Origin of the sequence: Sporosarcina sp. resist (genome assembly GCF_014302295.1) — a bacterium.
GTDB classification, from domain to species: domain Bacteria; phylum Bacillota; class Bacilli; order Bacillales_A; family Planococcaceae; genus Sporosarcina; species Sporosarcina psychrophila.
The window spans coordinates 2886051-2906010 of record NZ_CP060287.1; the positions used below are offsets into that span (position 1 = coordinate 2886051).

Consider the following 19960-nt stretch of genomic DNA (forward strand, 5'->3'; position numbering starts at 1 on the left):
CTTTTCATAGATGGTATATGATTAGCGTTTATAAAATGGTGTAGCGATAATTACTGCTTTCAAACGCTTAGCACGAATTTCGACTTCAATTTCAGTTCCTTCAGCAGTGTGTTCACTGTTTAGAAGTGCAAAACCAATGTTCTTTTTAAGTGTCGGTGATTGTGTACCCGTTGTTACTTCACCAATTTGTTCTTCGCCAAGGAATACTTTATAACCTGTACGCGGAATTCCTTTGTCGATCATTTCCACGCCGACAAGTTTACGCGGCACACCATTTTCTTTTTGGGAAGCTAGAACTTCTTTACCAAAGAAATCCTCTTCTTTATTCAACTTCACAACGAAGCCAAGGCCCGTTTCAAGTGGTGAAATATCTTTTGATAGTTCTTGTCCATATAGTGGTAAACCAGCCTCAAAACGTAGTGTATCACGTGCACCAAGACCTGCTGGTACAACACCTTCACTTGCGCCCGCTTTCAGAATAACACTCCATAATGCGACAATTGCTTCAGGAGAGCCGTAAATTTCGAATCCATCTTCTCCCGTGTATCCAGTACGCGAAACAAGAACTTGGTGTCCGGAAATGTCAACATTTTCTTTGAAACGGAAAAACTTAATGTCTGCTAAAGGCTCATCCGTCAATGTTTGAAGTACTTCTTGCGCAATAGGTCCTTGCAATGCAAGCAGTGCGTAAGAAGATGATGCGTCCTCAATTTTGACATCGTCCGTAGTATGGCTATTCATCCACTCAAGATCTTTGTCGATATTTGAAGCATTGACTACCAAAAGGTAATTATTATCCCCACGTTTGTAGATTAAAAGATCATCCACAGTCCCGCCACTTTCATAACACATAGCCGTGTATTGAGCTTGTCCGTCTTTAAGTTTCGATACATCGTTCGTAACCATCTTTTGCAAATATGATAATGCGCCTTCTCCTGTGACAAGCACTTCGCCCATGTGCGAAACATCAAAAAGACCTGCTTTTGTCCGTACAGCTTCGTGTTCAGCTTTAATGCTTGAAAACTGAACAGGTAATTCCCAACCACCAAAATCAATCGTTTTACCGCCGTATTCAGCGTAACTGTCAAAAAGAACCGTGCGTTTCAATGACTCTGACAAGTTCTATTCCCCCTTAAAAATTTGATAAAAAAAGACAGAGGTCCCCTAATTAGGAAACCTCTGTCCTTGTACCTGAAAGTTTGACCTTGCGGCTTTCCTCGTTGGTGACCAGCTTAACCGGCGCTCTCCAGAGATGCGTCATGTATGAGTCTTGTTACCTGAGAGATTCATAACAATAAGTTACTTGCTCCTTCGGCGACGCCATTGCGTGCTCTCCCCATACAATCATTCGCGTTATTCAATTGAAATAAAGATAACTAAGATTCGGACAACTAATGCCCTTTCGCCTTATATCTTAACATTTCATTTTTAAAAGCGCAATACTTTTTAATTGACAGTCGTTTTGACGAACTAAAATAGATATTAACTATAAATCGTTCGTCTTTTTGGTCATTAATTAAATTTTCGTCCAATTAAAGGAATAAGAAAACGATAATCGGTGGTTTATTTTCGTCTTCATTTATATTTCCCCTTTAAGTCTTCCTATTTGGAATGCGATATAATCCACAATGTCACGCAAAGATCGATTTTCCGTTTCGACTTTAAAATGTGCACCATGTAGATATTGAGGTTTTCGATTATTAAACAACTGTTCAAGGTCGGAGCGTGTCGATCTTTGTACAATCGGTCGGTTTCGGTCCGTGGAAATCCGTCGCCATATGTCACGAAACGGAGCATTCAGAAAAAAGACAAGACCTGTTTCCCGCATAATCTCCCTATTTTCTTTACGCATCGCCACACCACCACCTGTCGCAATGATACAAAATTCATCACGGAACGTGCGAAGGAACTCCGTTTCCATTTCACGAAAACGTTCTTCACCATACATTTCAAATATTTGGGGGATCGTCAAACCAGTCATCCTCACGATTTCAGTATCCATATCATAATATGGCATTTTCGTCGCAAAGCTGAGTCGTTTACCGATCGCACTCTTCCCACATCCCATATAGCCAATTAAATACACTTTTTTCATGTCATCACCCACTTGGCAGAACGAATAGTTTTATCCGTTCCGTTTCATTGTTCTCACCGTTTCGTTTTCATAATACGTTTCAAGCGAATCATAACTTCTTTGAATACTATCATGCCATGAAACGAGGGAGAAAAGAAAGAGACTAACGAAAAATAATAAAATAATTGCGGCCGCAAGCATGGCTCCATGTTCATTTCGGATAAAATCCAACCGCAAAACCCCTTACTTTAATGGAATCATTCAACATTGTCACATTAGCAGTTATAGTTATTCCATCAAATGTAAACGTGACTGCCTTTACTCCTGTAACTAAAGGAATATGCCCAGTTGTGTCTACTCGCTTCCGGATAACTGTTCCGCTTTGTTCAATATCAATCAGCCCCCGATTGTTCTTAAGCCGGATTGCACTTCCACCGTTAACCAATCGGATTTCGTTGACGTCAGATAGAAGGTATTGTAAATCGGCCGAGAATAATTCCCATTCAGTTGATGAGTAATCTGTATAGTGTTGTTCTATCGAGCCTTTCCAGAAGAAAAATAACAGGAATAGATGAATGAAAATGGTCATGATGATTAGTTGAAAGATACTTTCTAAAAATGTATAGCCCTGTTCATTTGGTTTCTTCACGAATGAACGCATTTATTGAACACCTTCTCGACTATCTCATAAGACACACAAACGGATTGTCCGTCAATAGTCCAATTATAATCCACTCCATCAACTCGACGGACACCCTCCATCAAACCATACGCTCTAAAATAAATAGCCCCTTGATGAGTAGTTTCCGCCGCATACATATGCGCCTTCTTTATTTGTAACTTTGAGGTCACTATTGAAGCAAATGGAAGTAGTGTCCCAAATATTACAATCACAATCGTCAATGTAAGTACCGCTTCCGGCCATGAGTATCCCCCTTCATTCATAGATAATCATCCTTCCACGCTGAAATTGAAATCGTATTTCGATAATTCCGGAACTCGTTAAGAATGCCATTGTACCAGACTTCAGGATATCTCCATTTCCACGAAATTCAATCGCCTTCAATTGGCTCGTGCCTGCCAAACGCATCCCATTAGGAAAAACGTTTCGTGCAACTTCAACTTTCACTTCCCCGTCCACCAAATAAGATGTGATATATTCAGTTCCCGAATCCTTGAATTGCAATCCTGTTGTTACATAGTTTGCCATCGAATAAGCTTGTAAATTATAGACAGTAGCTATAAATGCTTGAAGCGCGTCATCCTCAGATTCAGCTTGTATCCATTTGTCACCTATAGGCAAAATGATTGCTGTTATAATTGACAAAACAGCTAATACTAGAACCATTTCAAGGAACGTGAATCCACTTTCCTTAGTCTGCTCCAAAACTGGCGGTTCCCCCCACCTTATCCACTTTCCCATCTCCATCAATTGACAATTGCGTTCCATCAGGGCACTGGGCATTTTCGGGCAGATATTCCTTTTCAGTCATTTCTGCAAGGGAGGTCGGCAGATGTTTTTCATTCATTTTAAACGCCTCAATTTGTCCTTGAACCATTTGCACCTAAGCGTTGATTTACATCCTCATTCATTTAAAAAAGACTTAGTTAGAAACTAAGTCCTCAATTGCCTGATATTGCTCGTTCATCATTTCCTGTTCTTCTGCTCTAGTAATCAACTTTCTATAACCACGTTGAAACGTTTCTTCATAATATGCTTCACTTTGATAACTTATAGGCTCTACTATTTCACCAAAAGTTCGATTGTATTCCTCAATTACTTCATCATACGCTTGTACAGTGTAACAATACTTAACCCATTCATCGTCAATTAATACGTTATGCAACTGTAAGAGTTTTAGGTCTTGCTCATTCTGTTCCATATTTTGCGCTTCCTTTAATGAAACTTCTCTTTGTTTTACCTTAGCACTGAATCTTTGAACAGTTTCATCTTTGATAAGTGAAAACTGTTCCTCTAATGCAATATGCTTCATACTAAGTAATTCTAGTTCTTCATTTGCTAATTCGTACGGTCTAGAGAACTTGTCTAGGTCTCGCATAAACAAGAAGGTATCCCTCTCGTCCGCCTTTATTTTATCAATCTCAGACATAATGCGCTCTTTTATCTCAGTGTTCTTATCAATAAGTTTCTGTAGTCCTTCATAAATAGTTAACAACTGAATATAATTGCCCATGCTATTAAACCTTATTCTACTATCGTCTAACCCCTGCATAACTAAATTGAAGGCAATACTTTTACTTGGACATTGCTTTAAACCATGTTTTCTTCTAGTTTGACACATATAATTGATTTTCTTACCTTCTCCAATGTGCCTTACATATCTCGCTCCACAGGTTGCACAGTACAACTTCTCACTGAATACATCAGTTTTCGATTTGTGTTGTCCACGTTTGTTACTATTTGTTGTTCTAGACAACCTCACGTTCTGTGCTTTATTGAAATCTTCTATTGAAATGATGGGCTCAACTGCTTTTTCAATTGTTATACGCTCATTCTCCGCTGTTACCACACGAATTGTATCCGTCAAATTAGTTTTCTTTGTCTTCATGACAACAGGTGAACCTATATAAACAGGGTTCTGAATCAAGCGAGTAATTTTATCATCGCTCCATGTTTTTCCACTTTTAGTCAATATACCTCGCTCATTCAATAACCTTGCAATTGTATGACCGCCTGCCTCTGTATATTGCTTGAAAATGTCCTTTACTACCTTAGATTCATCTTCATCAATGACTATTTTCTTTTCACCATTTTCATCATAGATTCTTTTATATCCATAGGGAACAATAGAAGGCGCATATCTACCTTTTTCTGCATTATGACGTTTTGATAATTTCACTCGGACACTAAGGTTTTTACTCTCTGTTTGACTTAAATTGAAGTAAAGACCAAGTTTGAACTCCCAATCATCATCAGTAGTGGACGTGTTAGTTGCTATGAAATATACCTCTACACCTTTTCTTTTTAACTCTTTCAATACTGATAACGCTTCTGTTTGATTCCTAGAAAAACGAGACGCTTCTTTTACTATGATAATATCAAAGATTGGTGACAATCCGTTATCTTCAAAGAACATATCACTTGAGCCACTTGGAACAGGTTTTAATCCTGCGTCTTTCAACATTGCAATAAACTTAGGTCTTTTGCTAATATTAGTTCCACTTTTACCAAACTCTAGGTAATGTGGTTTTATCAACTTGAACCCTCTATCATTACTGAATTGCTCTATAATTTCCTCTTGAATCTCTAAAGATTGCTCTTGTTCTTCCTTTTCAGTTGAAACACGGGCGTATAATACCGCTCTTTTCTTTGTCATATCGCTTCGCTCCTTCTCTCTCGGTGTGTTGACGGGGCGGGTAAGGGTTATTTACACTAACTATTAACCGAAATATCGGGAAATGGGGGCATACCTATCACCCATGCTCCGTAACGCTCCAAGAGGTTCCGTGACACACTCCCGACCTTCACTGACCTATGTATCAAACTGACTCCCAGGAATGTTCTGGGACACCCCCACGGCTTCACGAATGGCTCTGATACTCTCACAACCACTCACTCATCTACAATATAAACTCTAAGTAAAATGTGAGTTTTACAAGTTAATTTGTAGGTGTTGGATAGGTGATAAACCCTTATGTTATTAGCGTTTAACGCCTTCTCGCTCCAGTAGACGGTATATCGTCCCAGTGCCTACTTTGTATGTTTTTCTGATGTCATTGATTGAAGTTCCATTCTTGTATGCTTCAAGGATTGCATTGCGTCTAACTTCTTCCTCTCCGCCCTCTACTAACTTAGTTTTACGACCTTTGTATTTACCTTTTTCTTTGGCAATTGCAATTCCTTCCTTTTGTCGTTGCTTACCCATTTTCCTTTCAAACTGTGCTAGTGCTGAAAACATCGTAAAGATAAATTCACCTGTTGGATTGCCCTCTGAAAGGTCTAACCATTTATCTGTTATTGATTTCAAATACGCTTTCTTCTTCTGGATAACTTCGACAATTTCAAGTAAATCCTTTGTAGAACGTGAAAGACGACTTAATTCATGGATAATGATTGTATCTCCTTCCCGTAACTCCGATAACATTAATTGAAGTTGTGGACGCTTTGTTGTTGCTCCACTAATTTTTTCAGTGTAGAACTCTGTACAACCTGCTTCTTTAAGTGATTTCTGTTGCCTATCAATATTCTGTGATTCTGAACTTACTCGAATGTACCCTTTTAGTGTCATCGTCATTACCTCGTTCCGTTCAAATTGTACCCTTATCATACCGCCAAATACGGTAATGGTCAAACGGTAATTAAGGCAACTTCGAAACCCTTGATACCATTAACTTCATACTTTTGTAATAATCAGTTACGTCATTACCGTTCGAGTGTACCCAAACGGTATCACACACTCTATCGTCAAGCCCATAGTTTATACAAATTATCAATCAGTATCAAAATTAGCCCTAGCATAATGTTCCCTTTCACCTTATAAATCAATGCTTATTCAATGGTACATTGAACATGGCTATCATTAACCATTTATCATGTATGTTACTCTACGCTTTGATTGCTCGATATTATTTGTGGTTTAGACCTTATCGCATCGTTGCTTGTAACAGAACTATTATTTTGTTACAGATATAAAAAAGTAGCCCTAAGGCTACTAAAGTTAATCTATGTCTAAGTCTATTTCTTCCTGTTCCTCATTGATTTCTAAAAGTATAGGCTTATGAATACCAACAAGTTTTAATATGTCCTCGGGATTCGGCAAACTAACCTTTTCCTGTTCAATTACACCATCATCATTTATAGGAGGTTGCTGACGGTCTATATGTACTTCTGTCCCCTTTTGTATTAATCTTTCCATCTTAATTAAAGACTTTTCTAATTCACCGATTTCTTCAGGTGACAAGTCTACATTCTGCAATCTTTCAAGTTTCCTCAAGTTTTGCTTAACTAAAACATCTTTAATGGATTTCATGTATTCTTTGAGTTCTTCATGTTCCTCCTCTGGAATTTGTTGTAATGTATCCTCGTTTTGTTTAGTATATCTCACAACAGAATATACACATACCATAAACTCAGCGAAAAGTTTAAAATCCTTAAACAACTCAAAACCAATTAAATACCATTCACTCCCAACATCAAAACCAACTAATTTAACCTTTTTTTCGTCACCAATAACCATTCTGAAAATAAGATTTAGTTCCTTACCAAAGTCCACCACTTCATATAAACTGTCATATTTAGGAAGTTTAATTGCGTATACATTTTCAATACTACCATTTTCAATAGATTTGGCTAAATTGAGTTTAATCGTTTTCACTTTTCTGTTAATAGAAATCATTAGTTGGTAGAATGAGTTTATTTCTTCCGTGTCCCAATTTTTCCTCATATTTATCTTGGTATAAAAAGATAGGCGTTTAGTTTCATCTTCTAAGTAATTTCCTAGTTCAATCAATTGCATTTTTTCGAATACTTCATTTGCAGTTTCATAATAGTTATTATCTAGATTGTTGAATCCGTTATTTTTTGTAGCAGTTATAAAGTTGCTGATATCATCATTGATTATAGTCATATCAGCAACAACTTTTCTTAATCTCATTCAAAACCCCTCCAGATTTCAACATTAAATCCCACGATATCACAACATGAACAAAAATGGTAGATAATTCTAAGTTAATTTGTACAACAAAAAACCTAAATGACATTGCTATTCTCCATCTAAATTTGCTATATATCGTCACAACATGTCTATAAGTGCTTTCTATTCGTTTGATAGGAATAGTGCAATTGCCATACCTCCGTTGTGCATCGCTATTCAATCCATTATAATCTAACGAAGATATTGTCCCTACCCTAGACCTAACCGTTCTGAGGAGATAGGCAACATAAAAACACACCAAATTAATGATGTGCTAGCAAGAAATCATAGATTACATGGCTGTTATGCAAGTACCAATCCTCTATATCATCACGACATGCCTTGAAATGACTGCGGTATGTTCTCCATTGGCTATCAGATAGGAGCAACTTCACATAGTTCTCGTTGTCTGCTTCCTTAGAACGCTTGATAAGGTCAATGAACTCCTTTTGCCCTCTGTTGGTCTTTACCTTTTGCTCATGGAAATATGAGTACGTTAAGCACGGAATAAAGAGTTCTGCTAGTAGGCGGTTGGCAATCAATGTATGATTCAGATTAGAAAAGGTCATGTTATCGCTCTCTAGGAAGTTGAATTTGACCTCAAAGCGATTAATGAATGGGCTATCCAGTAATTCATTCTCCGCCTTACGGTCATAATGGGAATCATTTGCTGTACGCTTATAGTTTCCCATTGAACCTGCCCAAGATGATGTATCAAAGTTCGTTTGTTTCTGCCCTCCATGCCTTCTTAAATAGGCGCTTGTATTGAATGGGGTTGTATAATCAAATGCCACATCTAAACGAGTGATAAACCATTTGTGGCGGTTTAGAAGGTCTAGCATGTGGGGGCTGTTGCCTTGTAGGTTGTTAGTGAATTTGGATTGAAGTTGAATCTTTGCATTTACCTTTGATTGGATAAACGGTTGAATCCTAATATACACGCCAAACTGCTCTGACAAGTCCATGACATAGGTTATTAGGTCATAACCATTCGGCTTTACGTCATGTTCGATATGGTAGCGGAACATTGAAGTTAATTCCTCAATATCATCCTCTGTTAATCTTGCCTTTAATTCCACTCTATCAATACAGATTTCACGCTTGTATGATGTGATTTCGTTGTTTTCATCAATTTCGAAATACGGCTTGTGCCTGTTAGGAATGAATGAAAACTCCTTGCCTATTGCTGTTTTTTTGTTTGTTAGTGCTATCATTAAACTATCCTCTTTCTATCAACATTCAAGTTGTTAATTATCACGTATAAATTTGGATTAAAACTAAGATTAAAGTTCGATTAAACAACCATTTCCTAGTGTTATTATAGGGGCGGAACAGACAAGGGGAATATCGCTATGCCCCTGTCATCATTAGGTGTCAATCAAAAAATCTGGCAATGCTCCAAGTATTCTACGGCTATAACTTGATTTGAAATTCCCTCGATTGGTGATTGCATAGCAATAAACCATGTGATAATGGCTTATATCGATATCGCCTGATTTGGCAATCCTCCGCTTTCCTGCGTTAGATAAGATTTCTACAAGTTCAAACTGTTCAGTGGGCAAAGCAATTGTGAAGCCCAATCCCTTTGATAGCCTTTCAAGGTATCGCTCCGCCCGTTCCTGCGTTTCCCTATCACTTGAAAACTCCAATCTCCCAGTCTCCTTGTTCAGATAGAAGTTTTGAGGACACTGCTCTTTGATTTGTCTTGAAAGTGCTTCAAATTCTTGCTTAGTATGCCCCTCTAGGACAGGAAGTAGTTCATCTTTAAGACCAATATAATCAAGGTTCTCAATGAAGTTTTTCTTGTACTTGTAATAGCCTTTGTATGCGCTATCTATCGTCAAAATCATCATCTTCAATTTCTCTGATTCAGGTAGAGAAATCCTATCTTTGTAGACTGCATAAATGAGAATCAAGGTACTCATAGAATACTTTTTGAGGTAGTCATCAAAGGGGATTTCTCTTTGGTTGTTGACATTTATCATCTCTTTGTTCAGCCTAGTTTCCTCTGAAAACGTCATGAAATGGTTGTCTATCCCCTTACCTTTGGTTCTCGCAAGGTCAACCGAAATCCTTTCCCTCTTGTCACGAGGTAAGAGGCTATAACGCCCCTCATCGAAGTCTGTGAAGTCCCTAATCGGGTAACCAGTGATGAATGATAGTAAACAGGCGGATAGTAGTCCGTCATCATCTCCGCTCATCTCAATCACTGCGTTTAGGTCTTCTTTGTTCCACTGTGGTAACTCGTCTTGTAATTTTTTCATCTTGTTAACTGAACAAAATATCAAAACAAGTGTCTTCTTACTTGTTGCTTCTGTTGCTTAGTATTACCGAATTAATTGTTTGATCAATTTGTTCGTACTGCTCCCCTTCGAACTGAAGTTCAATGTAGGGAGACACTACGCTTTAATGCTGTTGTTCAATTGTTCAACTCCGTTCTATGTTTGTTTTTGATATATAGAATAGGCGGTATTTATGAACTACCACCTATCAGAATTTAGAAATTACCCCACGACATCTATTATATGTTAATATTATTTTTCACCAAAGGTTATTCCAAAAATAAATTTTCAGTGAATCCAGTAACCACGTGGATAAACCATAGAATCTAGGGGATAAAGACATGCAAAAACTTTCCTTAGTTGCGATTTTTGATAGTTTCATAAATCCTATTGAATAGTAAAAACACGCTACCCCCTTATAGGTAGCGTGTTTTCATGAAGGGTGTATATTAGGCAAATTCTTTCATGATTATATATTGTCTCATCCAATCACTTTAAGGTGATATCCACCTTGGATAAATGAAACTGAAACTATGTTCTATCTCCGCCTGAAATCCATTGTTCTTCCTTTATTTGTTCTTCTTCAATAAAAGAATCATTCTTCTCTATATAAATATCTGTTCTATTTCCATTTGATTCTGTTTCAATCTTTACATCTTCATCATAATTATGAATATGAACTTCAGAGGTATCCCCTTGTAAAAAACTAATAATCGTTAAAACAGAACTAACTATAGTTAACATTCCGAAAAAGTATACTCTCGCTTTTTCTGTATCTATAGTATTAAATACTTTTTGCAGACGGCTAGTTTGATTAATACAGTTTTCAAGAAATGCACTAAGCCATTCTATTAAATCTTGATTATTTAAATTTGAATCACATAATTTTTCAGATTCCAAATCTGATTGTGCATGTCCTAAATAGTTATCTACGATTGCAACTCCATCACTCATCTGAAACGAATCCGTTCCCGCATTAAATGACTTAAGTATTGGTGTTATTATGAACTCTTCCATAGACTTCCGATGTTGCTCCCACTGTCTAAGGACGCCACTACTAGCACCTGTAACACGTTCCACAGACTTCCGATGTTGCTCCAACTGTCCAAGGACGCCACTACTAGCACCTGTAACACGTTCCACAGACTTCCGATGTTGCTCCAACTGTCCAAGGACGCCACTACTAGCACCTGTAACACGTTCCACAGACTTCCGATGTTGCTCCAACTGTCCAAGGACGCCACTACTAGCACCTGTAACACGTTCCACAGACTTCCGATGTTGCTCCAACTGTCCAAGGACGCCACTACTAGCACCTGTAACACGTTCCATAGACTTCCGATGTTGCTCCAACTGTCCAAGGACGCCACTACTAGCACCTGTAACACGTTCCATAGACTTCCGATGTTGCTCCAACTGTCCAAGGACGCCACTACTAGCACCTGTAACACGTTCCATAGACTTCCGATGTTGCTCCAACTGTCCAAGGACGCCACTACTAGCACCTGTAACACGTTCCATAGACTTCCGATGTTGCTCCAACTGTCCAAGGACGCCACTACTAGCACCTGTAACACGTTCCACAGACTTCCGATGTTGCTCCAACTGTCCAGAGTATTTGCCCACTTAAAATGCCCCCTAACTAAAAATACACCTATACCTCTAATTAAATCACACATAATAAGAGTTTGAAAATTTAGAACTTAATTTAGTAGCAATCATGCAAATATAATATACTAACCTCTTAAGATTTGTATTGCCAATAAACACTTTAGATACTACCCTTCTCTATTTTCTTAAATCATGAAATCTAATTATGTACTTTCATTGAAAACTGCCTAAACTTAAATTTAATGGGTTTAAAACAGGTTGTAAATCAAAGCATACTCATGCATATAAGCATCACACCCCTTTTCATCAATTGACTTAGAATGCTTTGTGACATTCGGGATTGCAATGAGAATGAGAACCGAAATAATCAAGAGAACGATCATCATTTAAAACAACTTTCCCTGTCATATTCACATCATGAATTCGGTTATCAAAATCCGGTGTAAAGCGTTTTTACAATGCTTTTCTTTTCTGCGCTCTTCCTTGCTAGTCTATTTTTGTGATTTAATTGTGAGCGGACCACAAAATAGACCACATTAACGTGGTCGGAAATGTGGTTTTACGAAAAAAGACCACATTTATTGAAAACCTTCTATGTATTAGCACAGGAAAAAATAATAAAAATAACAACAGCCACCTTCTCAATCGAGTCGGTGGCTGCTTTTATTCACTTTTCATTTTTCAACTTTTCAAGCAAGTTACTGACTTTATCACGCATGTCTTCGGTTTCTTCTATTAATACTTCGAATTCATAAACTAAATCTGTTTTGCTAATTAACACAATGCTGCCTTCTGAAATTTCAACATTAATTTCAGCTGCCGGAATGAGTAATTGGTTTTCTTCGTTTTGATGCTCCAGGAAAACATACTGGCCATCTTCGATTTTATCAAGCGTGTATTTCACTTTTGTCATTCGCAAGCCCACCCGTCTTTATCTCTGTCCATTTTCGACTGGTATGCCGGGTGATTTTGCGAGACACCATCAGGGTATACTGTTTTCAAATCTGTACAGTTTTTAAAATTAGTTCTTGTTGATGGTGCAGGTTTTGGTTTCGCTGGCGTCTTAGTGACTGGTTTAGGCGTTGGCTTTGGTTTTGGCAGCGGTGTTGGTTTTACAGTCGGCTTTGGTGCCGGAGTTTTAACTACATTACCATTTTTACAAGTACTTGCTACAGAGTGTTTAACACCGTTTGTTGTAACTGTAATATTACAATCAAGTGGCGTTTTGTACACTTTAGCCCCGACTTTCTGCAATCGGCTTTCTACCGATAGATTCGGGTGGCCATATGAGTTATTTTTGCCATAGCTTAGAATTGCTATACTTGGATTAACATTACTGATGAATGCTGCTGAACTGCTCGTGTCAGATCCGTGGTGCCCGTTTTTAAGCACAGTAGCTTTGACATCATACTTTGATCTGATTTGGTCTTCTATCGCCGTATCCGCATCGCCCATCAGTAAAAATGACACTTTGTTGTATGTTGCTTTTAAAACGATTGATGCATCATTAGAGTCTGCTGCATTTTCATCAGCATGTAGGACGCGGATGATTACGTTTGGATCTAGTGCAAGTTTGTCCAACTCTTTAGCGATAGTAAACTTGATGTTTTTCTTGTCAATCAGTTCAAGCATTTCGAAATATGTCTGCGAAGTATGAACATTCCCGCTGTCTATGAAGTTCGTAACAGGAAATGCATTTATAACTGGAATCAATCCGCCGATGTGGTCCGCGTCCGGATGTGTTGCGACTACGTAATCAAGTCGTTTTACACCTTTCGCTTTTAGGAACGAAACAACTTTTGCACCAGCTGCTTTTGTACCACCATCCACTAGCATGTTCTTACCGTTTGGTGCTTGGATTAGAATTGAATCCCCCTGCCCAACATCGATAAAATGCACCTTTAATTCAGTTGGTGCTGCAGTTGCAATTGAAGCGGGCAATAAACTGATGGCTAATATAAACACCATGATAATCGATAAATACTTTTTCATCATTCATGTTCCTCCTCTAATTCTATTTGCCTACATATTTGATGGTAGTTGATAGATTTGGGAAAGTCTACATGAATTAGCAGTACCTTAAAACAACTGTTAATATTTCGACAATTAACGACAAATAAGAACGACAAACCAATTTTGGTCGGTCGTTGCGAATTTTTTTTATTTTTCTACCCTTGTTGACATAAACTGAATCGTTTGATATATTGTAAAAGAATACACAATTCAAATTAATACCGATACGGCGTTATCAAATACACCGTATCGAAAGGCGACCTCTATCGCAAGGAGGTCGCCTTTCCTCCGTCTACTATTCCGCAATCTGCACACTGATGATGTCTGATACCGGCATCCGGTCCCTTCCAAAAGGACTATCAACCGTAATCCACATCGCCTCAACATTTACTTCTCGAATGACACCCATGTAAAAAACGCTTTTTCCTTTATCCCACAACTTTACGTGTACTGCACATTCTCTTTTTTTCGCAACTTCTATTTCATACTGGATAGCTTGTAAATCAAAATCATCAAGCTGTGGACGTTCTTCGTAATGATCTTCATTCTGCCATCTATGCAACTCTGCGACATGCTCTGATAGCATCATCGCAGTCCATTTAATATTACCTCGATCTCTTATCATGATAATCCTCCCATTACTTGTGACCGCCAACTAATTTTGAACGTCCGATTGCCGTACCGTCTTCCGTGAGCGACACAGCCCGTAGTATAGCAGTGGATCCATACTTATTTCGGATATCATCCATAACCATTCCTAATTTACGATTACGAACCTTATGTTCGTCAAAAAAGCTTAGCTGCATGGAGGTTTCGTCTTCTAAGTTGGTTATCGAGATAGTTATTTTCCGCACAGGACGGCCATCATGAAATTTATCGAATAAAGCCATGCAAGTTCGATAAATTTTCATTGTGTCATTTGTAACTTCTTCTATAGATAGAGAACGACTAAATCCGCCGCCGAACGAATGCTTACTGTAACCAATTCCAAGGTGAACAGTCCTGCCTTCTCTTCTCGCCTCTCTTGCCCGACGAGAAACATCCTCACACATCTCCAATATGACAACGAGAACGGATTCACGGGTCACGTAATCCCTGTATAACGTTTGCCCTTTTCCGTAACTCTTCGCTTGGCCTTCCAAGAGTGGAGCACCCAGCTCTGATAAATCGATTCCCCATGCGTGATGATAATATTGATTGCCCATAACACCAAACTTCTTTTCGAGCCTTTTCAAATCAGCATGCGCAAGATCTCCAACCGAGAATATACTGATGTCGTTTAATGACTTTTCCGTCCGGCTGCCAATCCCCCACATCTCACTTAATGGTGATATAGGCCATAGTTTCGTCGGCACATCTTCATAGGTCCATTTTGCAAAGCCTGTTTTCTTTGCTTCCAAGTCAAGTGCCAACTTTGCCATTAACATGTTTGGTCCCATGCCAGCCGTTGACGGTAAATTTAACGTTTCCAGTATTTCTGCTTGTATATCCTTAACTGTTTGTTCTGGATCGCCCCACAACTTTTCAGTTCCAGTTAGATCAATAAAGCATTCATCGACTGAATACACATGTATAGCCTCTGCGGGCACATATTTGTGGAGGATGCGAGTGATAGCCATTGACATATCAAGAAAATGTGCCATTTGCGGCTCAAATAATTGGATTTCGGGATGACTTGGTATTTCAAATAATCGATTACCCGTCTTGATTCGAAATCTCTTTTTCATGGGTGGACTGGCAGCTAATACAACCGACCCACTTTGTTTAAAACTACCTACAACAGCAATAGGAACCGTCTGGACATCAAGATTATGCAAGGTAGCCATGCAACTCGCGTAGAAGCTCATCATATCGATACAGGCGATTTGCCGATCGGGAAATTTGCTGTAGTCCATCATACAACTGCACGCTCTTTCGTAATTACGGGAACAAGCGCGAGCACGTTATCAATTGTAAAAGTACGCTTGGATTTACGTAGAAAACAGTATGCACGGAACGATACCTCGCCGACTTGTAGTACGTTGATTCTTCTTTTACTGATTGAACCGTCTGCAGCCATGTACATCATATCTAGGTGTTCGCTGTATTCCACTGACTTGACTAATTGATTACGCACACTCGTTCCCTCCTCTACCTCCAGTATAGAGAATGAACGTTCGCATCACAACTAAAATAAGATGTTAATTTTAACCAAATAAAAAGGCCGCCAATAGACGACCTCCTGTTATCACGTTAGTTCAAGAACACGTTATTAATTTTGAACTCCATAATGTAGTTCAACAAATTGATTGAAGTTCCTTGTACCTTTTAAAGAAAGGTCTAGTTGATAATCTCCTTCTTTAAATAACGGTATTCCTTTTCCGATTATGCTTGGGGCAACAGTTATTATTAGTTCATCAACTAATTTTTCTTTTATAAAAGATTGTAACAATTCTCCTCCACCAACAATCCAAATGTTTTTCCCTTCTTGACTTTTCAGTTTATTAGTAAAACTAATGATATCTTCATTTGTAAACTTTACGTCGACCGTATCTTCAATTGGCGACCTTGTAAACACATAACACGCCTTGTTTTTATATGGGAATTCCCCTGTTTCATGTTTCATTATCCAATCGTATGTTTTTTTGCCCATTAAAACTGTATCTACCGACTCATAAAAATCTGAATATCCATTATCACCTTCCCCATCACCATTAAATAGCCATTCTAAAGACTCATCTTTTGTAGCTATGTAACCATCTAAACTCGTAGCAATAAACAGTACCAAATCACGTTTTTCACTCATAAATATCCCCCTCTTTCACAAGTATATAGAACACAAGTTCTCATTGCAACCATAAACCAGAAATTAAAAAAATATTACCAATTAACATTTGTAACGGTACAAGTTAGATATTTGGGCAAATAAAAAAGACCGTCAATTGACGATCTCCTCTTGTTGAACAAATGCTGAGCGTTAGCACAATAATCATTTTATTTTATTATTACTACGTCTTGAGGTAAAGTACCTTCCTGTATCCACTTTCCTATCATTTGGTTAAAGAAATCAGGATTCACCAAAGATATTCCGTGACCAGCGTTAGGAATAATTATTCCAGTGCAATTTGAATTATTTGAAACTATATCTATCGCTGACTTTTTCATTACTGCTTTTTCTTTTTCACCAACAGTAACTAATATCTTGCCCACTGCTTTTTTAAAATCGTTGGGTATTTCAAATGACATATTTTCTTCCAATATTCTAATAAGTGTATCTGATTTCATTTGAGTGCTTTCCTTATAATATGTTTCAAGGTATTCTTCATCAATATAGAGTGTTTTCGCTTGAAGTTTTGAGAAGGATTTAATTTTAACTAAAGGAAAAGTTAATTTTATGGACGGTCTTATCATTTTCCTAACAAATGAATTGGGTCTAACCAATGCACTGTTAATGAACGCATAGTCAATCAAATTGGTATTAATGCTTAACATTTGAATAGTTATTTGTGCACCTAATGAGAAGCCAATAACAATTACTTTTTTACCGTTTGCTATTTTTTCTATTAACTCATTTACTATTTCTGCACTTGATTGAATTGTAAAGTTTTCTGTATATTTACTTGCCCCTTGTTCAGGTAAATCTATTGTAATGCAATGATAATTACTGAAGTATTGAATTTGTTTATCCCACATCCAACTACTTACTCCCCCTCCGTGTAAAAACACCATTAACGGAGCGTTCTTATCCCCATACTCTTGATAATATAAGCCCAAACAATTCACCTCTTATATGTCTTTTGTTATTAAAGTAACCTGCCCAGTTAGTTTAAGTGCATTGGTTCACAATCTTTTTTATTTAGTGGGTTCCAGCATAGCAGTACATTAGAGCAAAGATAAAAATAAACGTTAAGACTGCTCCTAAAACATTTTGGTTATGAGTGCTTTTTCCATTCTTTAAGTTCTTCAAAAAAGTAGTAAAGTTTAAAAACCATAAAACTCCTAATAACGGTACGACGAGCCAAAGCATAAATAACATAAATTTGCCCTCTCCTTCCCATTCACAAAATTTTATTCAACAAACCGTTAGTTTAATAAGAAATATTTAATCTTAAGCCCTATGCGTCCTGTTTCCTACATTACCTATGTAAACCGTCAAATCAGGTGAAAAGTGTAGTAGGAGTATGTGAATTGTGCTTGCTGAACAAATTCACGAGTAATTATTGATTTCCCATTTACTTTGAACTCTAGTAAAGCATTAACGGCCTTATTTACAGTAGCTGTAGACATGCCTGTGACTTCGGCAATGTGTATTTGGGTCGGGCAACAGTTTCCCTTGTCGTCTATGAATGACGCTATTGCAAGCAGTGTTGTGCAATTTACAGGTCTCAAATCTTTGGCAATCCCTGACCCAAATAATAAAGTATATAGCTTTAAAAAAATCTCACTCTTTTCCTTCATAATGGTCCGCCCTTCCAAGATTCCTGCATCCTCTTTATTTGTAGTTACAGGATTATTTTAAATACCAATAAAGACGCCCCTCCTATTAATCTATTATTCAATCCTTTAGCCTATATTCTATGGGAAATGTTGGAACCTTGCAAACTCGCTTAAACAAAAAAAGCGGCCCATCCACAATTTTATCTGTGGAGGACCGCTTTTTACTCTGTACTTACTTAACCTTTCTGCAAACAACTACAAATAAAAAGAACATCTATAGAAGATCTCCAGTTGTTCAACTAAAGCAATCGTTAGTTGAATAAGGGATTATTAATATTAAATAGTCAAATCACCTTCAAATACTGTCACTACTTTCCTGATAGTAAAACTTTATCATCTATAACTTTAACTTTTAAAATACCCCCTCTATCGGAAGCTTGGTAAGCAGTGAACTCACTTTTTTGTAATTTCCCCTTCCAATATGGACCTAAACAACAATGTGCTGAACCAGTCACATAATCCTCATTAAGACCTTGAGCTGGGGAAAAGAAACGTGAAACAAAGTCATATTCATTTGAACTTGAATGACTTGTAACAATAACTCCACGGGCTGGTAATTGGGCAATCAGGTCTATCCTTGGTTTTAAATCCCTTACAATAGCTTCTGATTTTACTTCCACTAAATAATCTAATTGGTTTTTTCCAACATATGTAGGTTCAACACCTAAAGCCTCAATCAATAAATCAGGAGCAATCGACTTCTCTTCAAGAATCGAAGGAAACTCTAATTGAACCCATTCATCTACAAATCGTGATTTGAGAATACCACTTTTTGTATAAAAATTAATGGTTTTTTCTTTTTCCACGTACCCGTTTTTCCATAAAAAGAAGGAACTTGCTAGTGTTCCGTGTCCACAAATAGGTATTTCTGTAGAAGGAGTGAACCAGCGTAAATGGTATTCATTATTATTGCGATTAATAAAAGCAGTAACCGGTAAATTAATTTCTTTTGCAACATTCTGCATCCAATTACTAGCTTTTTCCTCACTTAACAAACACACAGCGGCAGGATTTCCTTTAAAAGCTTTTTCTGTAAACGTATTAAAGCTAGATAATTTCATTTTGACTCCTCCGTTTGGTTTAACCTTCTTCCTAATAATTCTTACCCCGTTAGTTGAATAAGAACAATGCTCTGTTCTTTATTCGTCCTTATTCATACGGATACCTCTTTAATTCTACAAACAAAAAAATGCGACCGCTCAATTAAGAGTAGTCACCTTTTGCTTTCAATAATCAATTTTATCTTTTCACGTTTACTTTGGTATGGATAAGTGAATTATATATGTAAACCAAGAATAGATGACTGTGTCTTGGCAAACAAAAAAAGCGTCCTATCCACAATTCAACTGTGAAGTAGGTCGCTTTTTCTCAGACTTTTTATCTGTTCTACCAATAATTCTGCACCCTTAGAACTTAATATAATGCCACCTTGATATTCAATATTATCAGGGAGAATATCACCTGTAACTAGACAGGCTCGATTTGGAGAATACTTCCTAAGAATGATGAGATCATCTTCAATAAAGATTTCAATAGGAGTACCGCTATCAATCTCCATGGTTTTTCTTAGTTCTTTCGGGATTACTATTCTTCCTAGAACATCTAATTTTCTTGTAATACCAATACTTTTCATTCGTGTCCCTCCCTATGAAATAACCTATCAAGTGATAATATCACACTTTTCGCAATACTACATATACTTTTATTTACGCCAAGAATGAATGTTCGTATTGCAAGTAAATTAAAAAGACCGTCAATAGACGATCTCCTGTTGTTCAATTAAAGCTCCCGTTCCCGGAAGCATTGAGCTTCTTTATTCGAAATCAAAATCAACTTCACCTTCCCGAATA

Annotated in this window: 23 protein-coding genes, 1 pseudogene and 1 riboswitch; all 24 genes and pseudogenes read right to left on the reverse strand. The window is 37.5% G+C overall.

The annotated features are described in order from the left end of the window. Positions 1-21: 21 nt before the first annotated feature. Positions 22-1119, reverse strand: coding sequence for a glycine cleavage system aminomethyltransferase GcvT (gene gcvT, locus H7992_RS14115; RefSeq protein ID WP_067209946.1), 1098 nt, complete (start codon positions 1117-1119; stop codon positions 22-24). A 136-nt stretch (positions 1120-1255) separates the two neighbouring features. Continuing rightward, a riboswitch (glycine riboswitch) is annotated at positions 1256-1348 on the reverse strand. 231 nt (positions 1349-1579) lie between these two features. Then, positions 1580-2095, reverse strand: coding sequence for a shikimate kinase (locus H7992_RS14120; protein WP_187045006.1), 516 nt, complete (start codon positions 2093-2095; stop codon positions 1580-1582). A gap of 30 nt (positions 2096-2125) precedes the next feature. After that, a complete protein-coding gene (locus H7992_RS14125) occupies positions 2126-2305 on the reverse strand; it encodes a hypothetical protein (RefSeq protein ID WP_187045007.1) in 180 nt (59 codons plus the stop codon). Next, entirely contained in the window at positions 2286-2735 is a 450-nt protein-coding gene (comGF, locus tag H7992_RS14130; protein WP_187045008.1) for a competence type IV pilus minor pilin ComGF, read from the reverse strand. The genes H7992_RS14125 and comGF overlap by 20 nt, the downstream gene beginning before the upstream one ends. Then, positions 2720-3019: a hypothetical protein gene (locus tag H7992_RS14135; protein WP_187045009.1), complete on the reverse strand. Its 300-nt coding sequence runs from the start codon at positions 3017-3019 to the stop codon at positions 2720-2722. Before H7992_RS14135 ends, comGF begins: the two co-directional genes overlap by 16 nt. Next, entirely contained in the window at positions 3012-3461 is a 450-nt protein-coding gene (locus H7992_RS14140; protein WP_187045010.1) for a type II secretion system protein, read from the reverse strand. Before H7992_RS14140 ends, H7992_RS14135 begins: the two co-directional genes overlap by 8 nt. Continuing rightward, entirely contained in the window at positions 3448-3603 is a 156-nt protein-coding gene (locus H7992_RS14145) for a hypothetical protein (RefSeq protein ID WP_187045011.1), read from the reverse strand. The genes H7992_RS14140 and H7992_RS14145 overlap by 14 nt, the downstream gene beginning before the upstream one ends. A 75-nt stretch (positions 3604-3678) precedes the next feature. Then, the gene (locus H7992_RS14150; RefSeq protein ID WP_187045012.1) at positions 3679-5412 is read right to left on the reverse strand and encodes a recombinase family protein; all 1734 of its coding nucleotides are present in this window, start codon (positions 5410-5412) and stop codon (positions 3679-3681) included. A 324-nt stretch (positions 5413-5736) separates the two neighbouring features. Then, positions 5737-6324, reverse strand: coding sequence for a recombinase family protein (locus H7992_RS14155; RefSeq protein ID WP_187045013.1), 588 nt, complete (start codon positions 6322-6324; stop codon positions 5737-5739). 429 nt (positions 6325-6753) lie between these two features. After that, on the reverse strand, positions 6754-7689 hold the full coding sequence (locus H7992_RS14160; protein WP_187045014.1) for a hypothetical protein: 936 nt from the start codon (positions 7687-7689) through the stop codon (positions 6754-6756). 302 nt (positions 7690-7991) lie between these two features. Next, positions 7992-8942, reverse strand: a complete 951-nt coding sequence (locus tag H7992_RS14165) for a hypothetical protein (protein ID WP_187045015.1) — start codon at positions 8940-8942, stop codon at positions 7992-7994. Between the two features lie 153 nt (positions 8943-9095). Continuing rightward, complete coding sequence (locus tag H7992_RS14170) at positions 9096-9992, reverse strand: hypothetical protein (protein WP_187045016.1); 897 nt, start codon at positions 9990-9992, stop codon at positions 9096-9098. Between the two features lie 549 nt (positions 9993-10541). After that, entirely contained in the window at positions 10542-11636 is a 1095-nt protein-coding gene (locus H7992_RS14175) for a hypothetical protein (protein WP_187045017.1), read from the reverse strand. Positions 11637-11902: 266 nt separating this feature from the next. Continuing rightward, positions 11903-12007, reverse strand: a pseudogene (locus H7992_RS24775) (competence protein ComG); the annotation flags it as partial. A 281-nt stretch (positions 12008-12288) separates the two neighbouring features. Beyond that, positions 12289-12534 (reverse strand): DUF3006 family protein, encoded by a 246-nt coding sequence (locus H7992_RS14180; RefSeq protein WP_187045018.1) that lies wholly within the window; start codon positions 12532-12534, stop codon positions 12289-12291. Beyond that, positions 12531-13616 (reverse strand): MBL fold metallo-hydrolase, encoded by a 1086-nt coding sequence (locus H7992_RS24975; protein ID WP_187045019.1) that lies wholly within the window; start codon positions 13614-13616, stop codon positions 12531-12533. Before H7992_RS24975 ends, H7992_RS14180 begins: the two co-directional genes overlap by 4 nt. A 313-nt stretch (positions 13617-13929) precedes the next feature. Beyond that, complete coding sequence (locus tag H7992_RS14190; protein WP_187045020.1) at positions 13930-14259, reverse strand: YolD-like family protein; 330 nt, start codon at positions 14257-14259, stop codon at positions 13930-13932. 13 nt (positions 14260-14272) lie between these two features. Next, positions 14273-15529 carry a Y-family DNA polymerase gene (locus H7992_RS14195; protein ID WP_187047904.1) on the reverse strand — a complete coding sequence of 419 codons (1257 nt, stop codon included), beginning with the start codon at positions 15527-15529 and terminating at the stop codon, positions 14273-14275. Continuing rightward, on the reverse strand, positions 15529-15750 hold the full coding sequence (locus H7992_RS14200; protein WP_187045021.1) for a transcriptional regulator: 222 nt from the start codon (positions 15748-15750) through the stop codon (positions 15529-15531). Before H7992_RS14200 ends, H7992_RS14195 begins: the two co-directional genes overlap by 1 nt. A 135-nt stretch (positions 15751-15885) precedes the next feature. After that, the gene (locus H7992_RS14205) at positions 15886-16419 is read right to left on the reverse strand and encodes a dihydrofolate reductase family protein (protein WP_187045022.1); all 534 of its coding nucleotides are present in this window, start codon (positions 16417-16419) and stop codon (positions 15886-15888) included. A gap of 188 nt (positions 16420-16607) precedes the next feature. After that, positions 16608-17387, reverse strand: coding sequence for an alpha/beta fold hydrolase (locus H7992_RS14210; RefSeq protein ID WP_187045023.1), 780 nt, complete (start codon positions 17385-17387; stop codon positions 16608-16610). 378 nt (positions 17388-17765) lie between these two features. Then, positions 17766-18071: a helix-turn-helix domain-containing protein gene (locus tag H7992_RS14215; protein ID WP_187045024.1), complete on the reverse strand. Its 306-nt coding sequence runs from the start codon at positions 18069-18071 to the stop codon at positions 17766-17768. A 347-nt stretch (positions 18072-18418) separates the two neighbouring features. Next, the gene (locus H7992_RS14220; RefSeq protein ID WP_187045025.1) at positions 18419-19171 is read right to left on the reverse strand and encodes a PhzF family phenazine biosynthesis protein; all 753 of its coding nucleotides are present in this window, start codon (positions 19169-19171) and stop codon (positions 18419-18421) included. 281 nt (positions 19172-19452) lie between these two features. After that, entirely contained in the window at positions 19453-19743 is a 291-nt protein-coding gene (locus tag H7992_RS14225; protein WP_187045026.1) for an AbrB/MazE/SpoVT family DNA-binding domain-containing protein, read from the reverse strand. Positions 19744-19960: the final 217 nt, after the last annotated feature.